This window comes from Devosia sp. MC532, from assembly GCF_016461625.1.
Lineage (GTDB): Bacteria > Pseudomonadota > Alphaproteobacteria > Rhizobiales > Devosiaceae > Devosia.
Window position 1 is genome coordinate 139267 of record NZ_JAEMNZ010000004.1, and the last position, 15937, is coordinate 155203.

Below are 15937 nucleotides of genomic sequence, written 5' to 3' on the forward strand. Positions count from 1 at the left end.
CGCGTGGCGAGGAGCCTTCTCTTGAGTTTGGCGCAGGAAATGTTTGCGATTGCCCCGGCGCTGGGGAAGGCGAACCTTGGAGCTGCTCAGCTAAAATTGCTGACAGGCAAGGCGCGCTGGATTTTCCGCGTCGGTGAAGCAGGCTTCCCCACAGTCCCAACGATTGCCATCACCCGCGCCGCTTGGGATGAATTGCAGGCCGAACGCTCCCGCCGGGACAGCCGCCTGCGCACCCATTGGGTCGCCTGCCTGTTCAAGTTGGTTGAAAAGGACGGAAAGCCCCCCGTCTTGGTCGTCCGCACCTCGGCTGTCCTCCACAATGGCGGTCTCATGCCCGCCAAAACCGGCATTGCCGCCCCCTCCGCGCCCGAAGATTCGGTAGACCCAAACCGCCCATTGGCCCGCGCCATCAAGGAAGCGTTTGAAAGCTACGGCCCGACCGGACGCGGCTGGACTGGCGCACGCTCTGATGTTGATCGCAGTCGACAGATCGTTCTTGTGCAGGCCTATGCTGAAGGCGAGATCGAACAATTCCTCACCCGCAATGCCGCAACGGGCGTCATCGGGCCTGCCCCGGTCAACGGCCATCCTCTGCCGCGCTTGCCCGAAAGTGTCGCCGCGCTGGTTTCCCTGCTCGACGCGAAAGCGGGTCGCCATATGACCTGTGCTGTCGCGGTGCATAAGGGCCAGGTGCGCTTTTTGTCCGCCCGCCCCATCGAGGCGTCGCCAGCGGCCGAACTCACCGCTGCCGTGGATCGCGTCGAGCGCAAAGTCTGGACGCCACAAAACGCCGTCTCGCGTGTCGATCCGAGCCGCCTCGGGCTCGTGCTCCATCCGCGCATCAAACTCACCCACGATGTTGCCCCCATCGCCACCGGCTTGGGCGTAGCGCCGGGCGCTGCCAGCGGCATTATCACCTTTAATGCCGAAGACGCTGCGCGCCTGCGCGCCCGCGGCAAACATTGCATTCTCGTCGTCAACGAAACCGGCCCCGCCGACATCGAAGGCATGAAGGCTGCAACCGGCATTCTCACCGCTCGTGGGGGCATGTCGAGCCATGCTGGCGTTATCGCCCGCATCACTGGCAAGCCATGCGTTGCGGGCCTCCGCACGCTGTCGGTCAATGTTGCCGAAATGGTCTGCCACATTGGCGACCGCGAATTCCGCGCTGGTGATCGCCTGACCATCGATGGCACCGATGGCAAGGTCTATGTCGGCACGCTCCCGCTGGCCCAGCCCCAAATTGGCGGCGCGATTGGGCGTCTCCTCGGTTGGTCTGATGCCTCCCGCACCATCGCCGTCCGCACCAATGTGGAAACTGTCGAATCCGCGCAAACAGCGCTGAGTTTTGGCGCCGAAGGCATTGGTCTGGCCCGCTCCGAACACATGTTCTTCTCGCCCGAGCGCATGGTCGCGCTGCGTCGCGTCATTCTCTCAGAAGACGAAGACGCGCGCTCCAAGGCCATTGCCGGGCTGATTGATTATCAGACGGGCGATTATTCCGCGCTGTTTTCTGCCATGCATGGCCTGCCGGTCACGGTGCGTCTGTTTGATCCGCCGCTGCACGAATTCCTGCCGCGCACCGATGAAGAGATCGAAGAAACCGCGGCCTCGCTTGGCTTCTCGGTCCGCGCCTTGCGCATGCGTCTCGAGCGCATCGCCGAGATCAACCCCATGCTGGGCCATCGCGGCGTCCGCTTGGCCATTACCTATCCAGATCTTTTGCAAATGCAGGTTCAGGCTGTTCTCGCGGGCGCACGCGCTGCCAGCGAAACTCAGGCCGAGCCAGTGCAGGTCGAGCTGATGGTGCCCTTCGTCTCGACGGCGACGGAAGTGGCTTGGGTTCGCGAACGCACCATGGCCATTCTCGAAAACTCCGGCCTGTCGCGCTCAGATCGCGTGCGCTTTTCCTTCGGGACAATGATTGAGCTGCCACGCGCCTGCCTGCGCGCCGGGGACATCGCCTCAATGGTCGATTTCATTTCCTTTGGCACCAATGATCTGACCCAGACCACTTTCGGCATCTCCCGCGACGACGCGCCTGCCTTCTTGGCCGCTTACCAGCGCAAGGGCGTTTATGCGCGCGATCCCTTCGTCAATATCGACGAAAAGGGCGTTGGCGAAATGATCCAGATTGCGATCGAGCGGGGCAGGGCGGTCAATCCGCGCCTCAAGATCGGTATTTGCGGGGAACACGCAGGCGATCCCATCTCGCTGCAGTTCTTTGCCGGGCTCGGTGTCAATTATGTGTCCTGCTCGCCCTACCGCGTCCCAATCGCCCGTTTGGCTTTAGCGCAGACCAGCGCTTAACAAACACGGGTCGCCACCCCATATTGTTATCTGTTACCTCTTACTGCGTAACAGATGCTGACTATGGAAGTGGACGTGACCTCGTGCGACGACTGTTTGGATTTCTAGCACTTTCGTTTGGCCTTGCCTTCGCCGCACCTGCTTATGCCCAGTCTGGCGCCTCTTGCGCTGCCATCCCGGCCAATGACCAACGCCTCGCTTGCTATGATGGCCTGTTTCGCGCCGATACCGATGCAGCAGCCGTCTCCAGCTTCACTCTACAATCCGAGCAAATGATCCCCGCGCGCCCTTCTGGCCGCGCTCATGCCGAGATCATCGTCAGCTGCGAAGCTGGCAATTTGGGTGTGGCCTTCCGCTTTGCGGGCAACACCATGTCCTCCCTCGGCCGCGATGTCGGCATGACCTTCCAGCCCGATCTGGAACGCGCTCGCTCGCAAACTTTGCAGGTCGATCCGACCAATACACAGGTGCTGATTAGCAATAGTGCTGACGTGCGCACCTTCATCGATGGCTTGCGTGGCGCCCAGAACTTAACTGTTCGTGTGACCCCGGCCAGCAGTCGTTCTCTCAATGTGCGATTCAAAGTTGCAAATTTTGCTCAAGATGTTGCGCCGGTAATCGCTGGTTGCACTCAGTAACTTACGTTACCTAAACTCATCTAATCGCATGTCGGCGTTTATTTTGTCGCAGCCTACAATCGCGTGAACCATAACTTGGTCACACAATGGCCACGTCATCGTCTCTCTGCGTATTTACTCCGCGCTAACCTTAATAAGACATCATCTGGACGTCGGCAGTTTGAGTTTGGCTGCCCGTTCCAGTTTGTTGCGTAGCGTTGAGTATCATTTATGGCCCTTTCCCACCGGCCTGAGGCGTCTGCACGCCCGGTCAGCGCGGTTAGCCGTGGACGTCCATTTGCCAAAGGCTTGGCCCTGAGCGCTTTTGCGTCACTGGCCTATGTTGGCTTGATTGGCGGCGCGCTTGCTCCAACCGCCGATGCGCCCAAACTGCCAAATACCGCCCCCACGATTGATGAAGAGCTCGCCAGCCTGACCTATAATGGCGTCGATCCGATCATCACCGGTTCTGTTGACCACCTCTTCCAGACCGATTTCTTCACCGGCCCCAATCGCGCGGAGAAAGTCACGCGCGTCCGTCAAGAAATCGACATGACCGCCATCAACGAAATGTTCGAAAAGGCGCGCACCGAGATTGCCTCTCTGCGCGGTACCTCCATCGATCACTCGCCCGTCAATGTCGTCGCTGAAGTCACTATGCCCGAGCCGCCCCGCGTTGCCGTCGCAGGGCTACACCCCAGCGCTGCCGCAGCACTCGATGCGATTGCTGGCATAGCGCCAAGTGTTGAAGGTGCGACCGTTCAGGGCAGCATTCCGATGCCCGAGGCCATGCCGACGCAGTTGGCCTATGCCCGCGCAACAGCGCCAGCCACGGTCACCCAGCTTCAGGGCACGCCAATGGCCGATGTGTCCGACAAGGAGATGTGGTGCCTGGCGACGGCTGTCTATTTCGAAGCCCGTGGCGAAGTCTATCGCGGTCAGGTTGCGGTCGCACAGGTCGTGCTCAATCGCGTTAAAGACCATCGCTATCCCAATACGATTTGCGGCGTGGTCTTCCAGAACCAGCACAAGCGCAATGCCTGCCAGTTCTCCTTTGCCTGCGATGGTATCCCCGATACCGTCACCGAACGCCAACCATGGGCAACGGCCGAAGAGGTCGCCCAAAAGGTTGTTTCCGGTGAGCTCTATCTCACCGAAGTTGGCTCGGCGACCCACTATCACGCCAGCTATGTGCGTCCCGCTTGGGCACCGCGCATGGAAAAGCTAACGCAGATCGGCCTCCACCACTTCTATAAGTTCAAGAAGGGTTGGCTGTTCGGCTAACACAGTCTGATGGTCGCGCTCGTGATACACGTGCGCGTCCCGTCCGTCCGCACCTTGAGATCGCCATTGCGCACGGTCAGGATTGATCTCGCATTGAGCGAGTTCAGCCCAATCCAATAGCCGCTCTTCCAGCCTGCTATCGCATTGCCATCCTCCGTCACCTCGCGCACGGCAATGCCCGGATACTGGATGTGCTTTGAGGTCAGGGCGTCGCTCGAATAGGTGCCTGTGCTCGTGGTGCCAATGCTCACATAGCTTACACGTCCGCCCTCGATCTTCCGGATCGTGGTCGATTTCAGCACATCGGTGCTGACGCTCGCGTCGTAATCGATCTCGTAGTGCCGGTCGTCAAATTTCACCAGCCGGCTGGTGTCGAAGCCGGTCGGCGAGCCTTCGGGCAATACATCAAGCACAGGACCGGGACCGGCGACGGCAAAGCCGACCGATAGAGCAATCCCAACGGCCACCCCAATCGCCACATGGCGTACCTGACTATCCATCTCCGCCCCTCGCCTGTCTCACTTCGAAACGCATTGTTAACGAAGTAGTAACCATATAGGCGCGGTCGAGCGAACACTCTCTTAAAACTTAGTTAATTTTTAGAGGTCGGAAAACTAGCCGGAAATCTGGGCGCTAATAGTTTCAAACACTTGCATGAGCTGCTTGTGCGCCTGCTGTGTCGGCCAGGGCCGGATGAGCCGTTCGAAATCATCGACTTCGAATGCCGCAAGTGTGGGTGAGCCAAAAAGTTTTTCGGCCTCGGCGGAATCAAAACCGGCGAGATAGGTCGCCTCAAAATAGGCCGCTTCCACGTCCGCCTTTTTGACCTGCTTCTTAAGCGTGGCATTCATGGTCGCCGGCAAAGAGAAGCGTAGAAAGATCGCTGACATCAGCCGATCTTCGACCGCCTTGTAGTTGCCGCCCATCGCCGCTTTGAACGGCGAGATAATATCGCCCATCACATATTCGGGTGCGTCATGCAGCAGGCATTGCAACTGCTGCTGCGGGCTCGCCTCCGGGTTGGCGGTCCGGAACAGCTCCAAGACCAACACGGAATGCTGGGCGACCGAAAACGGGTAATCACCGACAGTCTGTCCATTCCAGCGCGCCACTCGCGCGAGGCCATGGGCAATGTCAGAGAGTTCCACATCAAGCGGCGAAGGGTCCAACAGATCGAGCCTGCGCCCCGACAACATCCGCTGCCAAGCGCGAACTTCCGTGCGTGCCATCTCTCGCCCCCGCCCTGTGATCCGTACCGTTTCCTAGCAGAGAACCACTCGATTCGATCACAATCTCTCTTCCTCGCCGCTACGGGAGGGCACTTCACCTAGAGATCGCGGCAGTGCAGCTTGTCGCCCGACGCACCAGCCCAATCCCTCCCTCGCTTGCGGGGGAGGCTAGGTGGGGGTTCTTTCCGAGGCCAAAAGCCTCCTCACTCCTCTGCCGCCACATCCCCAAAGCCATAGCTCGCCCAGCCGGGCAAGCTCACCGTGACCGGCGCACCATTGACCGTCACCGCACCGACATCGCTCACCCGATCGAGCCGAACAATTGCCACAGCGCGCCCATCGACCACCTGCCCAAGTGTTCCTGCGTCACGCCCCGACGCCACCACGGCATCGCCCGCAACACCAGTCACACCAGACACAATCACCGGACGCCGCCGCGCCGTTCCGCGATGCTTCATGCGCGAGACAACTTCCTGCCCCACATAGCACCCTTTGACGAAGTCGATCCCGTCGAGCATGTCCATGCCGACATCGTGAGCAAAAGCGTCATTGGCGGCAAAATCATTGCCCTGCAGCAACACGCCATTGGCAATCCGCGCCGCGTGGTACGGCGTGTCGTTCTGATCCCACTCCGCAGCAGCCTCAGCAGTGTCGATCACCCGGAACCCAATCTGGATCGGTCCAAACCGGTCGCCGTGGCACACGGCGCCCTCCACAGCATCTGCTGAAAACCCCACACTGTGTGAGGCGCGCAAATCCGAAATCTCCAAATTCGCCCGCAGCTTATACATGCGCATGCGCTTGAAAAAATCGTCGCCGACGCTCTCATGCACATCCACCCAGATGCCATCTTCGGCCCAGCCCGCTAGTCCCTCCGCCAAAATCTTGCCCTGCGGCGAGAGTAGGGCGAACCAAGCCGCCAACCCCGCCTCGCTCGGAATATGCCCCGTCAGCACATCATTGAGGAGGCGATGCGCGTCCGGGCCTGAAAAACGAAAAACGGCACGATCTGCGCGGTGATGAATTGTCATGATCCCTTGCCTCCGGGAGCGGGGGTCGCATATGTCAGCTAACGGCTGACCACATAAATATGGGACTTGAGACATGGCGCAGTACGACACGATTTTCAAGAACGCGACTGTGGTCAATCACGATGGTGAGGGACAGGCAGACATCGCCGTCAAAAACGGTCGCATTGTCGCCATCGGCACCATCTCGGGCGACGCGGCAGAAACCGTCGACTGCAAGGGCCTCCATATTCTCCCCGGCGTCATCGACACGCAGGTTCACTTCCGTGAGCCAGGCCTGACCCATAAGGAAGATCTCGAAACCGGCTCGCGCGCCGCAGTCATGGGTGGCGTTACCGGCGTGTTCGAAATGCCGAACACCAATCCGCTGACCATCTCCAAGGAAACCTTCGACGCCAAGATCGCGGCGGGCACCAATCGCATGCACTGCGATTTCGCATTCTACATTGGCGGCACCCACGAGAACGTCGGCGAACTCGCCACGCTCGAAAAGCTCCCCGGCTGCGCCGGCATCAAGGTCTTCATGGGCTCCTCAACCGGCTCCCTACTCGTACAGGACGATGATGGCGTTGAAGCCATTTTGCGCGCCATCTCCCGCCGCGCCGCCTTCCACTCGGAAGACGAATATATGCTCGAAGAGCGCAAGCATCTTCGCGTGGAAGGCGATCCGTCCTCGCACCCCGTCTGGCGCTCGCCAGAAGTGGCGATGAGCTGCACCACGCGCCTCGTCAACATTGCCCGCAAGGTGGGCAAGCGCATCCACGTGCTGCACATCTCGACCAAGGAAGAAATGGTCTACCTCGCCGACCACAAGGATGTGGCCAGCGTCGAAGCAACCCCACACCACCTGACCTTGGACGAAACCGCCTACACTAAGCTCGGCACCTACGTGCAGATGAACCCGCCAATCCGTGACGCGGAACACCGCGCGGGCATTTGGGCTGGCGTTGAAAACGGCGTTGTCGACGTTTTGGGCTCCGATCACGCTCCGCACGCGCGCGAAGAAAAAGACCATGCTTACCCGGCCAGCCACTCCGGCATGACCGGCGTTCAGACCCTGGTCCCAACCATGCTCGACCACGTCAACAACGGTAAGCTGAGCCTCCAGCGTTTTGTCGACCTCACCAGCCACGGCCCGAACCGCCTGTTCGGCATTGCTAACAAGGGCCGCATTGCGGTGGGTTATGATGCTGACTTCACCATCGTCGACATGAAGCGCCGCGAGACCATCACTAACGAATGGATCGCCTCCCGCGTTGGCTGGACACCCTATGATGGCGTCTCCGTCACCGGCTGGCCGGTCGGCACCATCGTGCGCGGTCACAAGGTCATGTGGCAGGGTGTACTCACCACCCCCTCCATCGGCCAACCCATGCGCTTCCTCGAAGCTCTTCCACAGGGCTAGCCAAGCACTCTCCTCTCTCTCGCCTTTCTTACCTCGCCCCTACGGGGAGAGGTCGGCCGCAGGCCGGGTGAGGGGGCCTTCTCCTCCCCCTTGCGGCGTAGACCTCACTACTCCTCCCCCGCTCGCGGGGGAGGCTGGGTGGGGGCTCTTCCCTACTCGCTCCCACTTGCAGAGTACCCCTTCTTCTCCCTCCCCCTTGAGGTGAGGGCCGGGGTGGGGGCTTTTCTTACCGCTCTCCGACCGAGAAAATCAGCCACCCCCAACCATAAATTCCACGAGGTTGCCGTCCTCGTCGATCACCACGCGCCATCCCGTCCAGCCCCCAAAATCGACAGCGCTCTCGTATTCCTGCGGCGACAGCACGCGATAAGCGTCAACCGTCACGCGTGGCGTTGCCTGGGAAAAGTCGACATGCTGGAGATAGGGCCAGACATAGAGATTTGTCGTCGCGCTGGTGGGGATAATGGCAAAGGGTAGGTCGAGCAGATCGCGCATCATGCCCAGAATTTGCCGTCCGCCGTCGTCCTTGGAATTCTCGCGAAGGGCCACCTCCACATCCTTGGACAGAGAGGGAAACTGAGCAGGCGTTTTCTGCGCCGCCACGACACCCGCAATCTGCTTTGGGTCGCCGCTGACGGCGGCGCGGATCAGCGCATCCCGCTTATGCTGCACGGCATCAGGGAGCCAAGAAACATCCTCACTCACATGCATCTCGGGAATAAACGCGACATATGTACTTTGCGCTGGCGAGGGCGTTACCATCGCTATCGAACTCGCTAGGGCAACAACGAGTATACGCATGATTTTCTCGTCCGTTGGAGGTTAGATGAGATGATCATTGCATACTGATTTAAACAAACAGTCCGTGCAGTGTGTACAAGTTTCGATATTAATTTGTCAGAAGTATTTTTGCATTCTGAGTCAGTATTCTGATGAAGTCGACTTTATAAATTACTGCTGTGTTGCGCGGTATTACTATCGCCGCTGCGGCGAGTCAGCGACTACTCCTCCCCCGCTCGCGGGGGAGGCCGGGTGGGGGCTCTTCCACATTCGCTCCCCCTTGTACACGGGCCCTTCCTTCTCCCTCCCCCTTTGCGGACAGGCCCCTTCTTCTCCTCCCCCTTGAGGGGAGGCCGGGGTGGGGGTGCTCTCCTACAGTCTCCCGGCTGCAGCAGCCTCGCCTAGGCCACCCTATCCCCCAAGCCCCACATTCGTCTCACCCCTCACATAAGTCCCCACACCAGCGTCACCGCTCTGCACGAACCGCGCCAGCAGCAGGCCCGATGGCGTTTGCTTCTGCTCCACCAGCTCAAATCCGCGCGGCGCGCTGGTGTCGCCAAAGAGCTTACGCCCTTGGCCAACGATCACCGGCGCAATAGTCAGTCGCATCTCATCAACGAGGTTCGCCGCCACCAGCGAGCGCCCAAGGCGTCCACTGCCGTGGATCTGTAGTTCGCCCTCGCCACTTTGCTTCAGCTCCGCCACAGCCGCCTCAACATTGCCCGCCAAAACGGTCGCTGGCCCCCAGTTAGTCTCGATCCCCGGAGACGACGCCACATACTTCGGCAGCGTGTTGAGCCGCTTGGCGTTGAGATCATTGGTGTCGGTTATCGTTGGCCACACCGCGCCGAACTCCTGATAGGTCCGTCGCCCGAAGAGAAACCCTGTGGCCGATGCGGCCCAAGTCTCAATCGCCCGCTCAAATGCGGCGTCGACAAAGGGAACGAGCCAACCACCGCGCTCGAACCCGTCCGTCCGATCTTCGTCCGGAGAGCCCGGCCCCTGATAGACACCATCGAGCGAAAGAAAGTTCAAAAGAACAATGCGCATGCTCAGCTCCCATAGCGACAACAAGAGCAACGCTAATGCGCAGTTTTCCTGAGGAATAGAGAGGATTGTCTCTGGCTCTGGAAGCTGCCCTCTAAACTGCCATCACACCGCGAAATATTGTTGCCCCTAAGCGGCCACGCACGCCCTTTACCTCGCCCCTAGGGGGAGAGGTCGACGCGCAGCGTCGGGTGAGGGGGCCTTCTCCGCCCCCTTGCGGCGTAGACCTCTCTACTCCTCCCCCGCTCGCGGGGGAGGTCGGGTGGGGGCTTTTCTGCCTTTTTATTGCGCGTGCGCCGGGGGAACCTCCCTTCTCCCGCCCCCCCTTCCACACTGGCCCCTTCTTCTCCCTCCCCCGGGCGGCGAGGACTAGGGTGGGCCTCTCTTCTCCTCCCCCGCTCGCGGGGGAGGCCGGGTGGGGGCTTCCGCCTTCTCCTTGCGAGTGCGCCGGGGCACCTCTCTACTCCTCCCCTTTGCGCACTGGCCCCTTTTTCTCCCTCCCCCTTGAGGGGAGGGCCGGGGTGGGGGTTACCTACCTCCGCCATGGGGTATCGCCGCATCGGGCGAAGTCGCCATCCGCTCTTTCCCCCCACACCCCAAAACACGCTATACTCCGCCCAATCCCCCAAACAGCAAAACGCCGCGCCGGTTCTCACCCGCGCGACGGTGCTACACGTCTGAAATCACTGAATCTTTGCGCCCAAAAGCGCCCCGATATGCCTATGCCGCGCCCATCAGGACGCCCATAAGTGCCAGCCAAAAGCCACAAATAGGCCTATTGCAGCACGCGCTCGAGATTGTATTCGCCATTGCGCAAGCGGTTCGGCAATTGCTCGACCAAAACCGCAGCAGCATCGTCGCCATGCAGCTTCACAAATGTCGCGAGAGCGGCAAAAAGCGAGGCATGTGCCAGAGCGATGGTTTCAACACCATCTTCTTCAGCGCTGTTCCAAGCCTCGGCCAGATACTCCAAAGCGATCTGACTTTCCGCTTGGTTGCGGTCGAAAGTGTTGGTGTCGGCCGATGGGGCGAAAATTGACTTCGGAGTGCTCATGCTCGCGCTATAACACGAGTTTTCGCCCGTGGCGCGTAAGATGTGACCCAAGGGTTAACACGATATAAGGAATTGTAAATTTCTTCACTCAGCGTAACGGGTATGGATGTCCCGTGCAATTCGTTCAGCCTCAACGGTTAAGCGCGAATGCGCTTCGCGCGACGAGGCCGTGCACTGCTTGTGGGTGCGCGAATATGCCGTAACCCCGTTATTAAATGCGCCGGCCAGGCGTTGCCGCCGATCATCATCGGGCTCATCCAACTCGATCAGCTCCGACATCTGCAGTCGCCAGTCTTCGCTGCCAATTTTGCAAAGCGGGGCAAGGTAATAGAGTGATCCCATCACCTCGGACAGGCGCTCCATTTGCCGCTGATAGGGTGGATCAATGGCCAGAACCGGTGTGGCAAAGCCGAACACTGCCAAAGCGGCCAAGGCGAAAGTCCTTGGGCTTTTCGCAACAAAAACAGGTCTGGTTCGGGGCAAACTGCGCATGCCCTACCTTACCAAACCTGGCCCAAATTTCTAAAACATTCTTGGATGATTCCATTGAGCCCGGCCGTTGTGCGCAGCGCCAGCATCATTCCGGGATCGGCCCATTTGTAGTCCGTCACCTCGTCCGAGGGCGTGATGGTTCCGGAGAAGTCGACCGTGGTGAAAATTGCCAGGCGATAGGCTTCATTCTGCCCCAAGTGCTGCGTCATCACATGGCGCGGAAATCGTATGGTCACGCCAAGTTCTTCTTGCAGCTCGCGAATTGCACATTGCTCAATAGTTTCATTGGGGTCGAGGCGCCCCCCGGGAAAAGTCCACAGGTGCTGATAGGGCGCGTGTGCGCGCTTGATCAGCAGGACTTTGCCGCCGCGCACGAGGGCTACGCTGGCTGCGTTTGGACGATCGTTCATGTGAGAAAAGACCAGATTTGCGATTTCTTGCGAGAGACACTAACTCAAGCAGGTAAAGGAGACCCTCATGTGCGGACGATACGCCTCTACCCTGCCGCCTGAAATGATGGCTGAACTGTTCAAACTACTGAACAGTATCGAGACTGTACCGCGCTACAACATCGCACCAACACAGCCCATTGTTTCTATTTGGGAAACGGGTGGTCGTCGTGAGGGACATTTTGCCCGTTGGGGTCTGGTACCCGGTTGGGTCAAAGACCCGCGCGAGTTTTCTTTGTTGGTCAATGCGCGGGCTGAAGGCATTGCCGATAAGCCCGCTTTTCGCGATCCGCTCAAGCATGGCCGCTGTATCGTTCCGGCCTCTGGCTATTACGAGTGGCACACCGGGCCCGATAAGAAAAAGCAGCCCTACTACATTACGCGCACAGATGGCCAACCGCTTGCTCTTGCGGGGCTTTTTGCCACTTGGTCAGGACCCAATGGCGAAGAGATTGATAGTGTCGCGACCATCACCGTCCCGGCAAATCCGCAGCTCGCAGAGATCCACCATCGCATGCCCGCGATCCTTTTGGATGAAGCCCAGCAGGACCTTTGGTTGAACACGCGCGAAGTGCGGGCGGGTGAAGCCACACAAATGTTATCCCCGCTCGCAGATGGTCTGCTAAAATTCCACCCGGTGTCGACCCGCGTAAATTCTGCGCGCGATGATGATCCGGGGCTAATTGAGCCGATCACGCTGAGCGAGCCTGAGCCGCCAGCGCCGCGCTCCCGCAAAAAAGCTGCGGGCGGCGGCGGTGGTTCGGGGCAGATGGACTTGTTCTAGTTACAAGATCCCATAATAGCCCAGTGCATCGATGATGCTGTCCTCTTCATATTTGAAGTGGCTCAACAGCAGTTTTTCAAAGGCGCGGAACACTTCAACCGCGTCATCGAAATGAGCGCGTGTTGGCTCATCCGAGAGGCTCATGATCTTGGTGATCATCAGCTCAAGCAGATGGTGCACGGTCACATGCTCGGCTTCCAAGCGCTCCACCACAGCCTTCAAAGCTGGGCTGCGGGTCGCCAGCGCCGGAAAAAGCGCTTGATCTTCAATGGTGTGGTGCTTGTGAATGAGGTGGCAATACTGCCCACAAACATTCCCAAAGCGCCTATAGTTTGCTGTGATGGGCAAGCTATCGACTGCATCACGCACTTCAGAAGCCGCGACCTCGCCCGCGGAAGCACGCTCGATCAATTGCCCCAGCGTGCTCAGGTGCTGGCGCAAATAATCATGAATATCGCGCAAGTGGTTCCCCGCTTCCCGCTGGTCAGGCGTCACGCCTTCAATAACGGGAACAGGAGGACGCGTTGCGTCGTCGAGGAATTGGATATCTTTGAGTAACATTGCTCAGATGTGCAGTCCGCTAAGACCATATTCAAGAACAAACATTTCCCATACCAAGGCACATCAAAGTCACTGGCGCCTCACAAGCGACGGATGAGCTTGGCGGGAACGCCGCCGACCAGCGTATCTTCTGTCACGGACTCTGTCACCACCGACCCGGCGGCCACCACAGCCCCGGCACCAATGCTAACGCCTGGTAAGATCGTCACATTTGCCCCGATCCACACGCCATCGCCAACGCTTATCGGGAGCGGCTTAACCACCCCGCAGCGCTTTTCGGCCGGGCCTATGGCGTGCTGTGCCGTGATAAAACTCGTGCCGTGCCCAACCGTCACCCGTTCGCCAATGCTCACCTGTCCGGTCAGATCAAAATAACACCGGCGCGTCACATAGCTATCGGCGCCGATGGACAGCTTCGTCCCCAAGATGGCGACCTGTGTCTCAAGCCGAACATTGCGCCCGAGCTTGACCCCGACAGCACGCCAAAGCCACCGGCGAAACGGATAACCCATGGCTCCATCAGGGAAAAAATTGGCAATGCAGTTCAGCGCCCAAATCCCGGCACGCCGCAAATGTCGCCCAACCACACCTGCCAATCGAGCCCCCTCAACCGCCTCATCCATTGCTCCAGCAATATCTGGCGCAGCGCAAGCGGATTGTGGGCGAGGTCTATCCCAGCACCTTGCCCGGGTTCAAAATTCCATTGGGGTCCAAGGCGGTTTTGATCGCCCGCATCATCTCCAGCGCCACCGGGTCTTTCACCTGCTTGAGCAGATCCACCTTGAGCTGACCAATCCCGTGCTCTGCCGAAACAGAGCCCCCGTGGCGCAACACCACCTCATAGATGATCCCATGCATGGCCTCATCATATTGGGCCATAAAGGCTTTTGGGTCTGCGCCGACAGGCATTGAGAAATTGAAGTGAATATTGCCATCGCCAAGATGGCCAAACGGTACCGGGCGAATGCCGGGCGCAAATTTCTCAGCGGCAGCAATGCCTTCGCGGATCAGCGCTGGAACGGCAGCAATGGGCACCGAAACGTCATGCTTGATTGAAGCGCCTTCCTTGGATTGGCACTCGCTCATCTGCTCGCGGAAATCCCACATGCGATTACGATCTGCCAGAGAGGTGGCGAGCGCAGCGTCAGAAATCATCTCGCGCTCAAACGCGGCCTCCAGCGCCGACTGCAGCGCCCCCGGTTCCGTTCCAGCCATGCGGGTGACTTCCACTAGCGCATACCAAGGCGAATGGCTTGCTGTTGGGTCTGCATCCAACATGCCGTGACGCATTTGGATCTCAAGCCCGATATGGGGGATCAGCTCAAACGCATTGAGGCGACTGCCCAGACGCTCGCGCATCAGTTGGAACAGCACCAAGGCCGCTTGCGGATCGACGACGTTGACCAGCGCCGTTTCGTGATCTTCCGGCTTTGGGAAAATCTTGAGGCTCGCGGCCGTGATAATGCCCAGCGTCCCCTCCGCGCCAACCAGCAAATCCTTTAAGTCATAGCCGGTGTTGTCTTTTTTGAGCGCATTGAGGCCTTGATAGAGCCGCCCATCCGCCAGCACCGCTTCAACGCCCATCGTCAATTCGCGCGCATTGCCATAGGCAAGCACATTGACGCCGCCCGCATTGGACGAGAGCACGCCACCTATCCGCGCCGAGCCTTGTGAGGCCAGCCAGAGCGGAAACATGGAGCTCACCGCGTCGGCGGCCTCATGGGCATTTTCGAGAATGACACCGCTTTCAGCCACCATCACGCCCGCAGCAGTATCCACCGACCGGATGCGATTGAGCTTGGCGGTGGAGAGGATAACCTCGTGCCCATAAAGCGGCACCTGCGCCCCCACGAGGCCGGTGTTTCCCCCCTGCGGGATAATCGCCACGCGGTTCTCATTGGCCCAGCGCAAAATGGCTTGCACAGCCGCCACGTCCGGCGGAATGACCACAGCTGCCGCGCTCTGGTGGAAACGCTTGCGCGGCTCCTTGAGATAGGCCCCCATGTCGTTCGTGTCAGTGATAACGGCATCACTCGAAACAAGGGCAGACAATTGGGCGGAAATTTCACGAGCGCTGAGGGTCAATTGGGCCTCTTTTGTGGACCGTTCTGGGGTTCGGTGAACTTGCCCCTTACAGCAAGCATGTGCCACAACCTTGCATACGACTCCAGATAAGGACACGCATCTAAAGCGTGATTTGCCATGACCGCCCCGAATTGGCCGGATTTCTACTTCGCCCGCCATGGTGAAACCTCGTGGAACCGCGAGCGCCGCTATCAGGGTAGCCGCGATATTCCACTCAACGAAACCGGCAAGTTGCAGGCCAATGCTAATGGCATTCTGCTGCGCGACATGTTGGAGCGCGATGGGGTCGATCCGACCCAGGTTCAGTGGTTCGCCTCCCCCCTAGGCCGTGCCTCCGAAACCATGGATCGCATGCGCACCGCTTTTGATGTCGCGCTGCCGCCCGTCATTCATGATAAGCGTTTGATTGAAATATCCTTTGGCGCGTTCGAAGGCCTGCTGCATGACGACGTCGCGCAGAAGTTTGCCGCCTATGCGCCGGGGGAACGCGACGCCAGCTATTGGGAGTTCCGCCCCGAAAACGGCGAGAACTACGACGATGTTGCAGCCCGCCTGCTCGATTTCGCCAATGACGTTACCCCCCATGCGATTGTCGTCGCCCATGGCGGCGTGCTGCGGGTTCTGCGTCATCTCATTGCCGGTGCCGACCGCAAGGAAGTGCTCAATTGGCCGCCTCCGCAGGGCGTAATCGCCCACTTCGCTGGCGGCAAAATGGAGCTGTTCTCGGCTGAGGACACTTGGTCCGCCGTCGACGTCTAAGCCTATTTGACTGTTCAAACGCGCGGCGGGTTCAACGTCTGACGCGCGCTTTG

At 59.4% G+C, this 15937-nt stretch carries 16 protein-coding genes and 1 pseudogene; 6 read left to right on the plus strand and 11 right to left on the minus strand.

Annotation, left to right across the window (positions count from 1 at the left end):
• The first annotated feature begins 21 nt into the window (after positions 1-21).
• The 3 genes and pseudogenes from JHC09_RS06880 to JHC09_RS16885 all read left to right on the plus strand — a co-directional run.
• Complete coding sequence (locus tag JHC09_RS06880) at positions 22-2310, plus strand: putative PEP-binding protein (protein WP_199531331.1); 2289 nt, start codon at positions 22-24, stop codon at positions 2308-2310.
• Between the two features lie 83 nt (positions 2311-2393).
• Entirely contained in the window at positions 2394-2948 is a 555-nt protein-coding gene (locus tag JHC09_RS06885) for a hypothetical protein (RefSeq protein WP_169195914.1), read from the plus strand.
• Positions 2949-3797: 849 nt separating this feature from the next.
• A pseudogene (locus JHC09_RS16885) lies at positions 3798-4211 on the plus strand (cell wall hydrolase); the annotation flags it as partial.
• Here JHC09_RS16885 and JHC09_RS06895 read toward each other — a convergent pair.
• The 3 genes from JHC09_RS06895 to JHC09_RS06905 all read right to left on the minus strand — a co-directional run bounded on the left by JHC09_RS06895 (position 4208) and on the right by JHC09_RS06905 (position 6471).
• On the minus strand, positions 4208-4711 hold the full coding sequence (locus JHC09_RS06895) for a hypothetical protein (RefSeq protein WP_199531332.1): 504 nt from the start codon (positions 4709-4711) through the stop codon (positions 4208-4210). The pseudogene JHC09_RS16885 and the gene JHC09_RS06895 overlap by 4 nt on opposite strands.
• Before the next feature lie 114 nt (positions 4712-4825).
• Positions 4826-5440 carry an HD family hydrolase gene (locus JHC09_RS06900; protein WP_169195917.1) on the minus strand — a complete coding sequence of 205 codons (615 nt, stop codon included), beginning with the start codon at positions 5438-5440 and terminating at the stop codon, positions 4826-4828.
• A 203-nt stretch (positions 5441-5643) separates the two neighbouring features.
• A complete protein-coding gene (locus tag JHC09_RS06905; protein WP_199531333.1) occupies positions 5644-6471 on the minus strand; it encodes a folate-binding protein YgfZ in 828 nt (275 codons plus the stop codon).
• Positions 6472-6544: 73 nt separating this feature from the next.
• Here JHC09_RS06905 and JHC09_RS06910 point away from each other — a divergent pair, with 73 nt between their 5' ends.
• Positions 6545-7873 (plus strand): dihydroorotase, encoded by a 1329-nt coding sequence (locus JHC09_RS06910; protein WP_199531334.1) that lies wholly within the window; start codon positions 6545-6547, stop codon positions 7871-7873.
• Positions 7874-8122: 249 nt separating this feature from the next.
• On the opposite strand, the gene JHC09_RS06915 is transcribed toward JHC09_RS06910, so the two are convergent.
• The 5 genes from JHC09_RS06915 to JHC09_RS06935 form a co-directional block, all read right to left on the minus strand.
• Positions 8123-8674, minus strand: a complete 552-nt coding sequence (locus JHC09_RS06915; RefSeq protein ID WP_199531335.1) for a hypothetical protein — start codon at positions 8672-8674, stop codon at positions 8123-8125.
• A gap of 390 nt (positions 8675-9064) precedes the next feature.
• Entirely contained in the window at positions 9065-9703 is a 639-nt protein-coding gene (locus tag JHC09_RS06920) for a dihydrofolate reductase family protein (RefSeq protein ID WP_199531336.1), read from the minus strand.
• Positions 9704-10475: 772 nt separating this feature from the next.
• Positions 10476-10754 carry a hypothetical protein gene (locus JHC09_RS06925; RefSeq protein ID WP_169196917.1) on the minus strand — a complete coding sequence of 93 codons (279 nt, stop codon included), beginning with the start codon at positions 10752-10754 and terminating at the stop codon, positions 10476-10478.
• 84 nt (positions 10755-10838) lie between these two features.
• Positions 10839-11186 (minus strand): TIGR02301 family protein, encoded by a 348-nt coding sequence (locus JHC09_RS06930; protein WP_182394865.1) that lies wholly within the window; start codon positions 11184-11186, stop codon positions 10839-10841.
• 68 nt (positions 11187-11254) lie between these two features.
• A complete protein-coding gene (locus tag JHC09_RS06935; protein ID WP_169196919.1) occupies positions 11255-11656 on the minus strand; it encodes an NUDIX domain-containing protein in 402 nt (133 codons plus the stop codon).
• Positions 11657-11723: 67 nt separating this feature from the next.
• Here JHC09_RS06935 and JHC09_RS06940 point away from each other — a divergent pair, with 67 nt between their 5' ends.
• Positions 11724-12479 carry an SOS response-associated peptidase gene (locus JHC09_RS06940; protein ID WP_199531337.1) on the plus strand — a complete coding sequence of 252 codons (756 nt, stop codon included), beginning with the start codon at positions 11724-11726 and terminating at the stop codon, positions 12477-12479.
• Here JHC09_RS06940 and JHC09_RS06945 read toward each other — a convergent pair whose 3' ends face one another.
• The 3 genes from JHC09_RS06945 to JHC09_RS06955 all read right to left on the minus strand — a co-directional run bounded on the left by JHC09_RS06945 (position 12480) and on the right by JHC09_RS06955 (position 15125).
• Positions 12480-13040 carry a hemerythrin domain-containing protein gene (locus JHC09_RS06945; protein ID WP_182394868.1) on the minus strand — a complete coding sequence of 187 codons (561 nt, stop codon included), beginning with the start codon at positions 13038-13040 and terminating at the stop codon, positions 12480-12482. It abuts the gene before it with no gap.
• A gap of 80 nt (positions 13041-13120) precedes the next feature.
• A complete protein-coding gene (locus JHC09_RS06950; RefSeq protein ID WP_248308915.1) occupies positions 13121-13552 on the minus strand; it encodes a DapH/DapD/GlmU-related protein in 432 nt (143 codons plus the stop codon).
• A gap of 157 nt (positions 13553-13709) precedes the next feature.
• Positions 13710-15125: an FAD-binding oxidoreductase gene (locus JHC09_RS06955; protein ID WP_248308916.1), complete on the minus strand. Its 1416-nt coding sequence runs from the start codon at positions 15123-15125 to the stop codon at positions 13710-13712.
• A 117-nt stretch (positions 15126-15242) separates the two neighbouring features.
• On the opposite strand from JHC09_RS06955, the gene JHC09_RS06960 reads away from it, so the two are divergent.
• Positions 15243-15884 (plus strand): histidine phosphatase family protein, encoded by a 642-nt coding sequence (locus JHC09_RS06960; RefSeq protein ID WP_199531339.1) that lies wholly within the window; start codon positions 15243-15245, stop codon positions 15882-15884.
• Positions 15885-15937 lie beyond the last annotated feature (53 nt).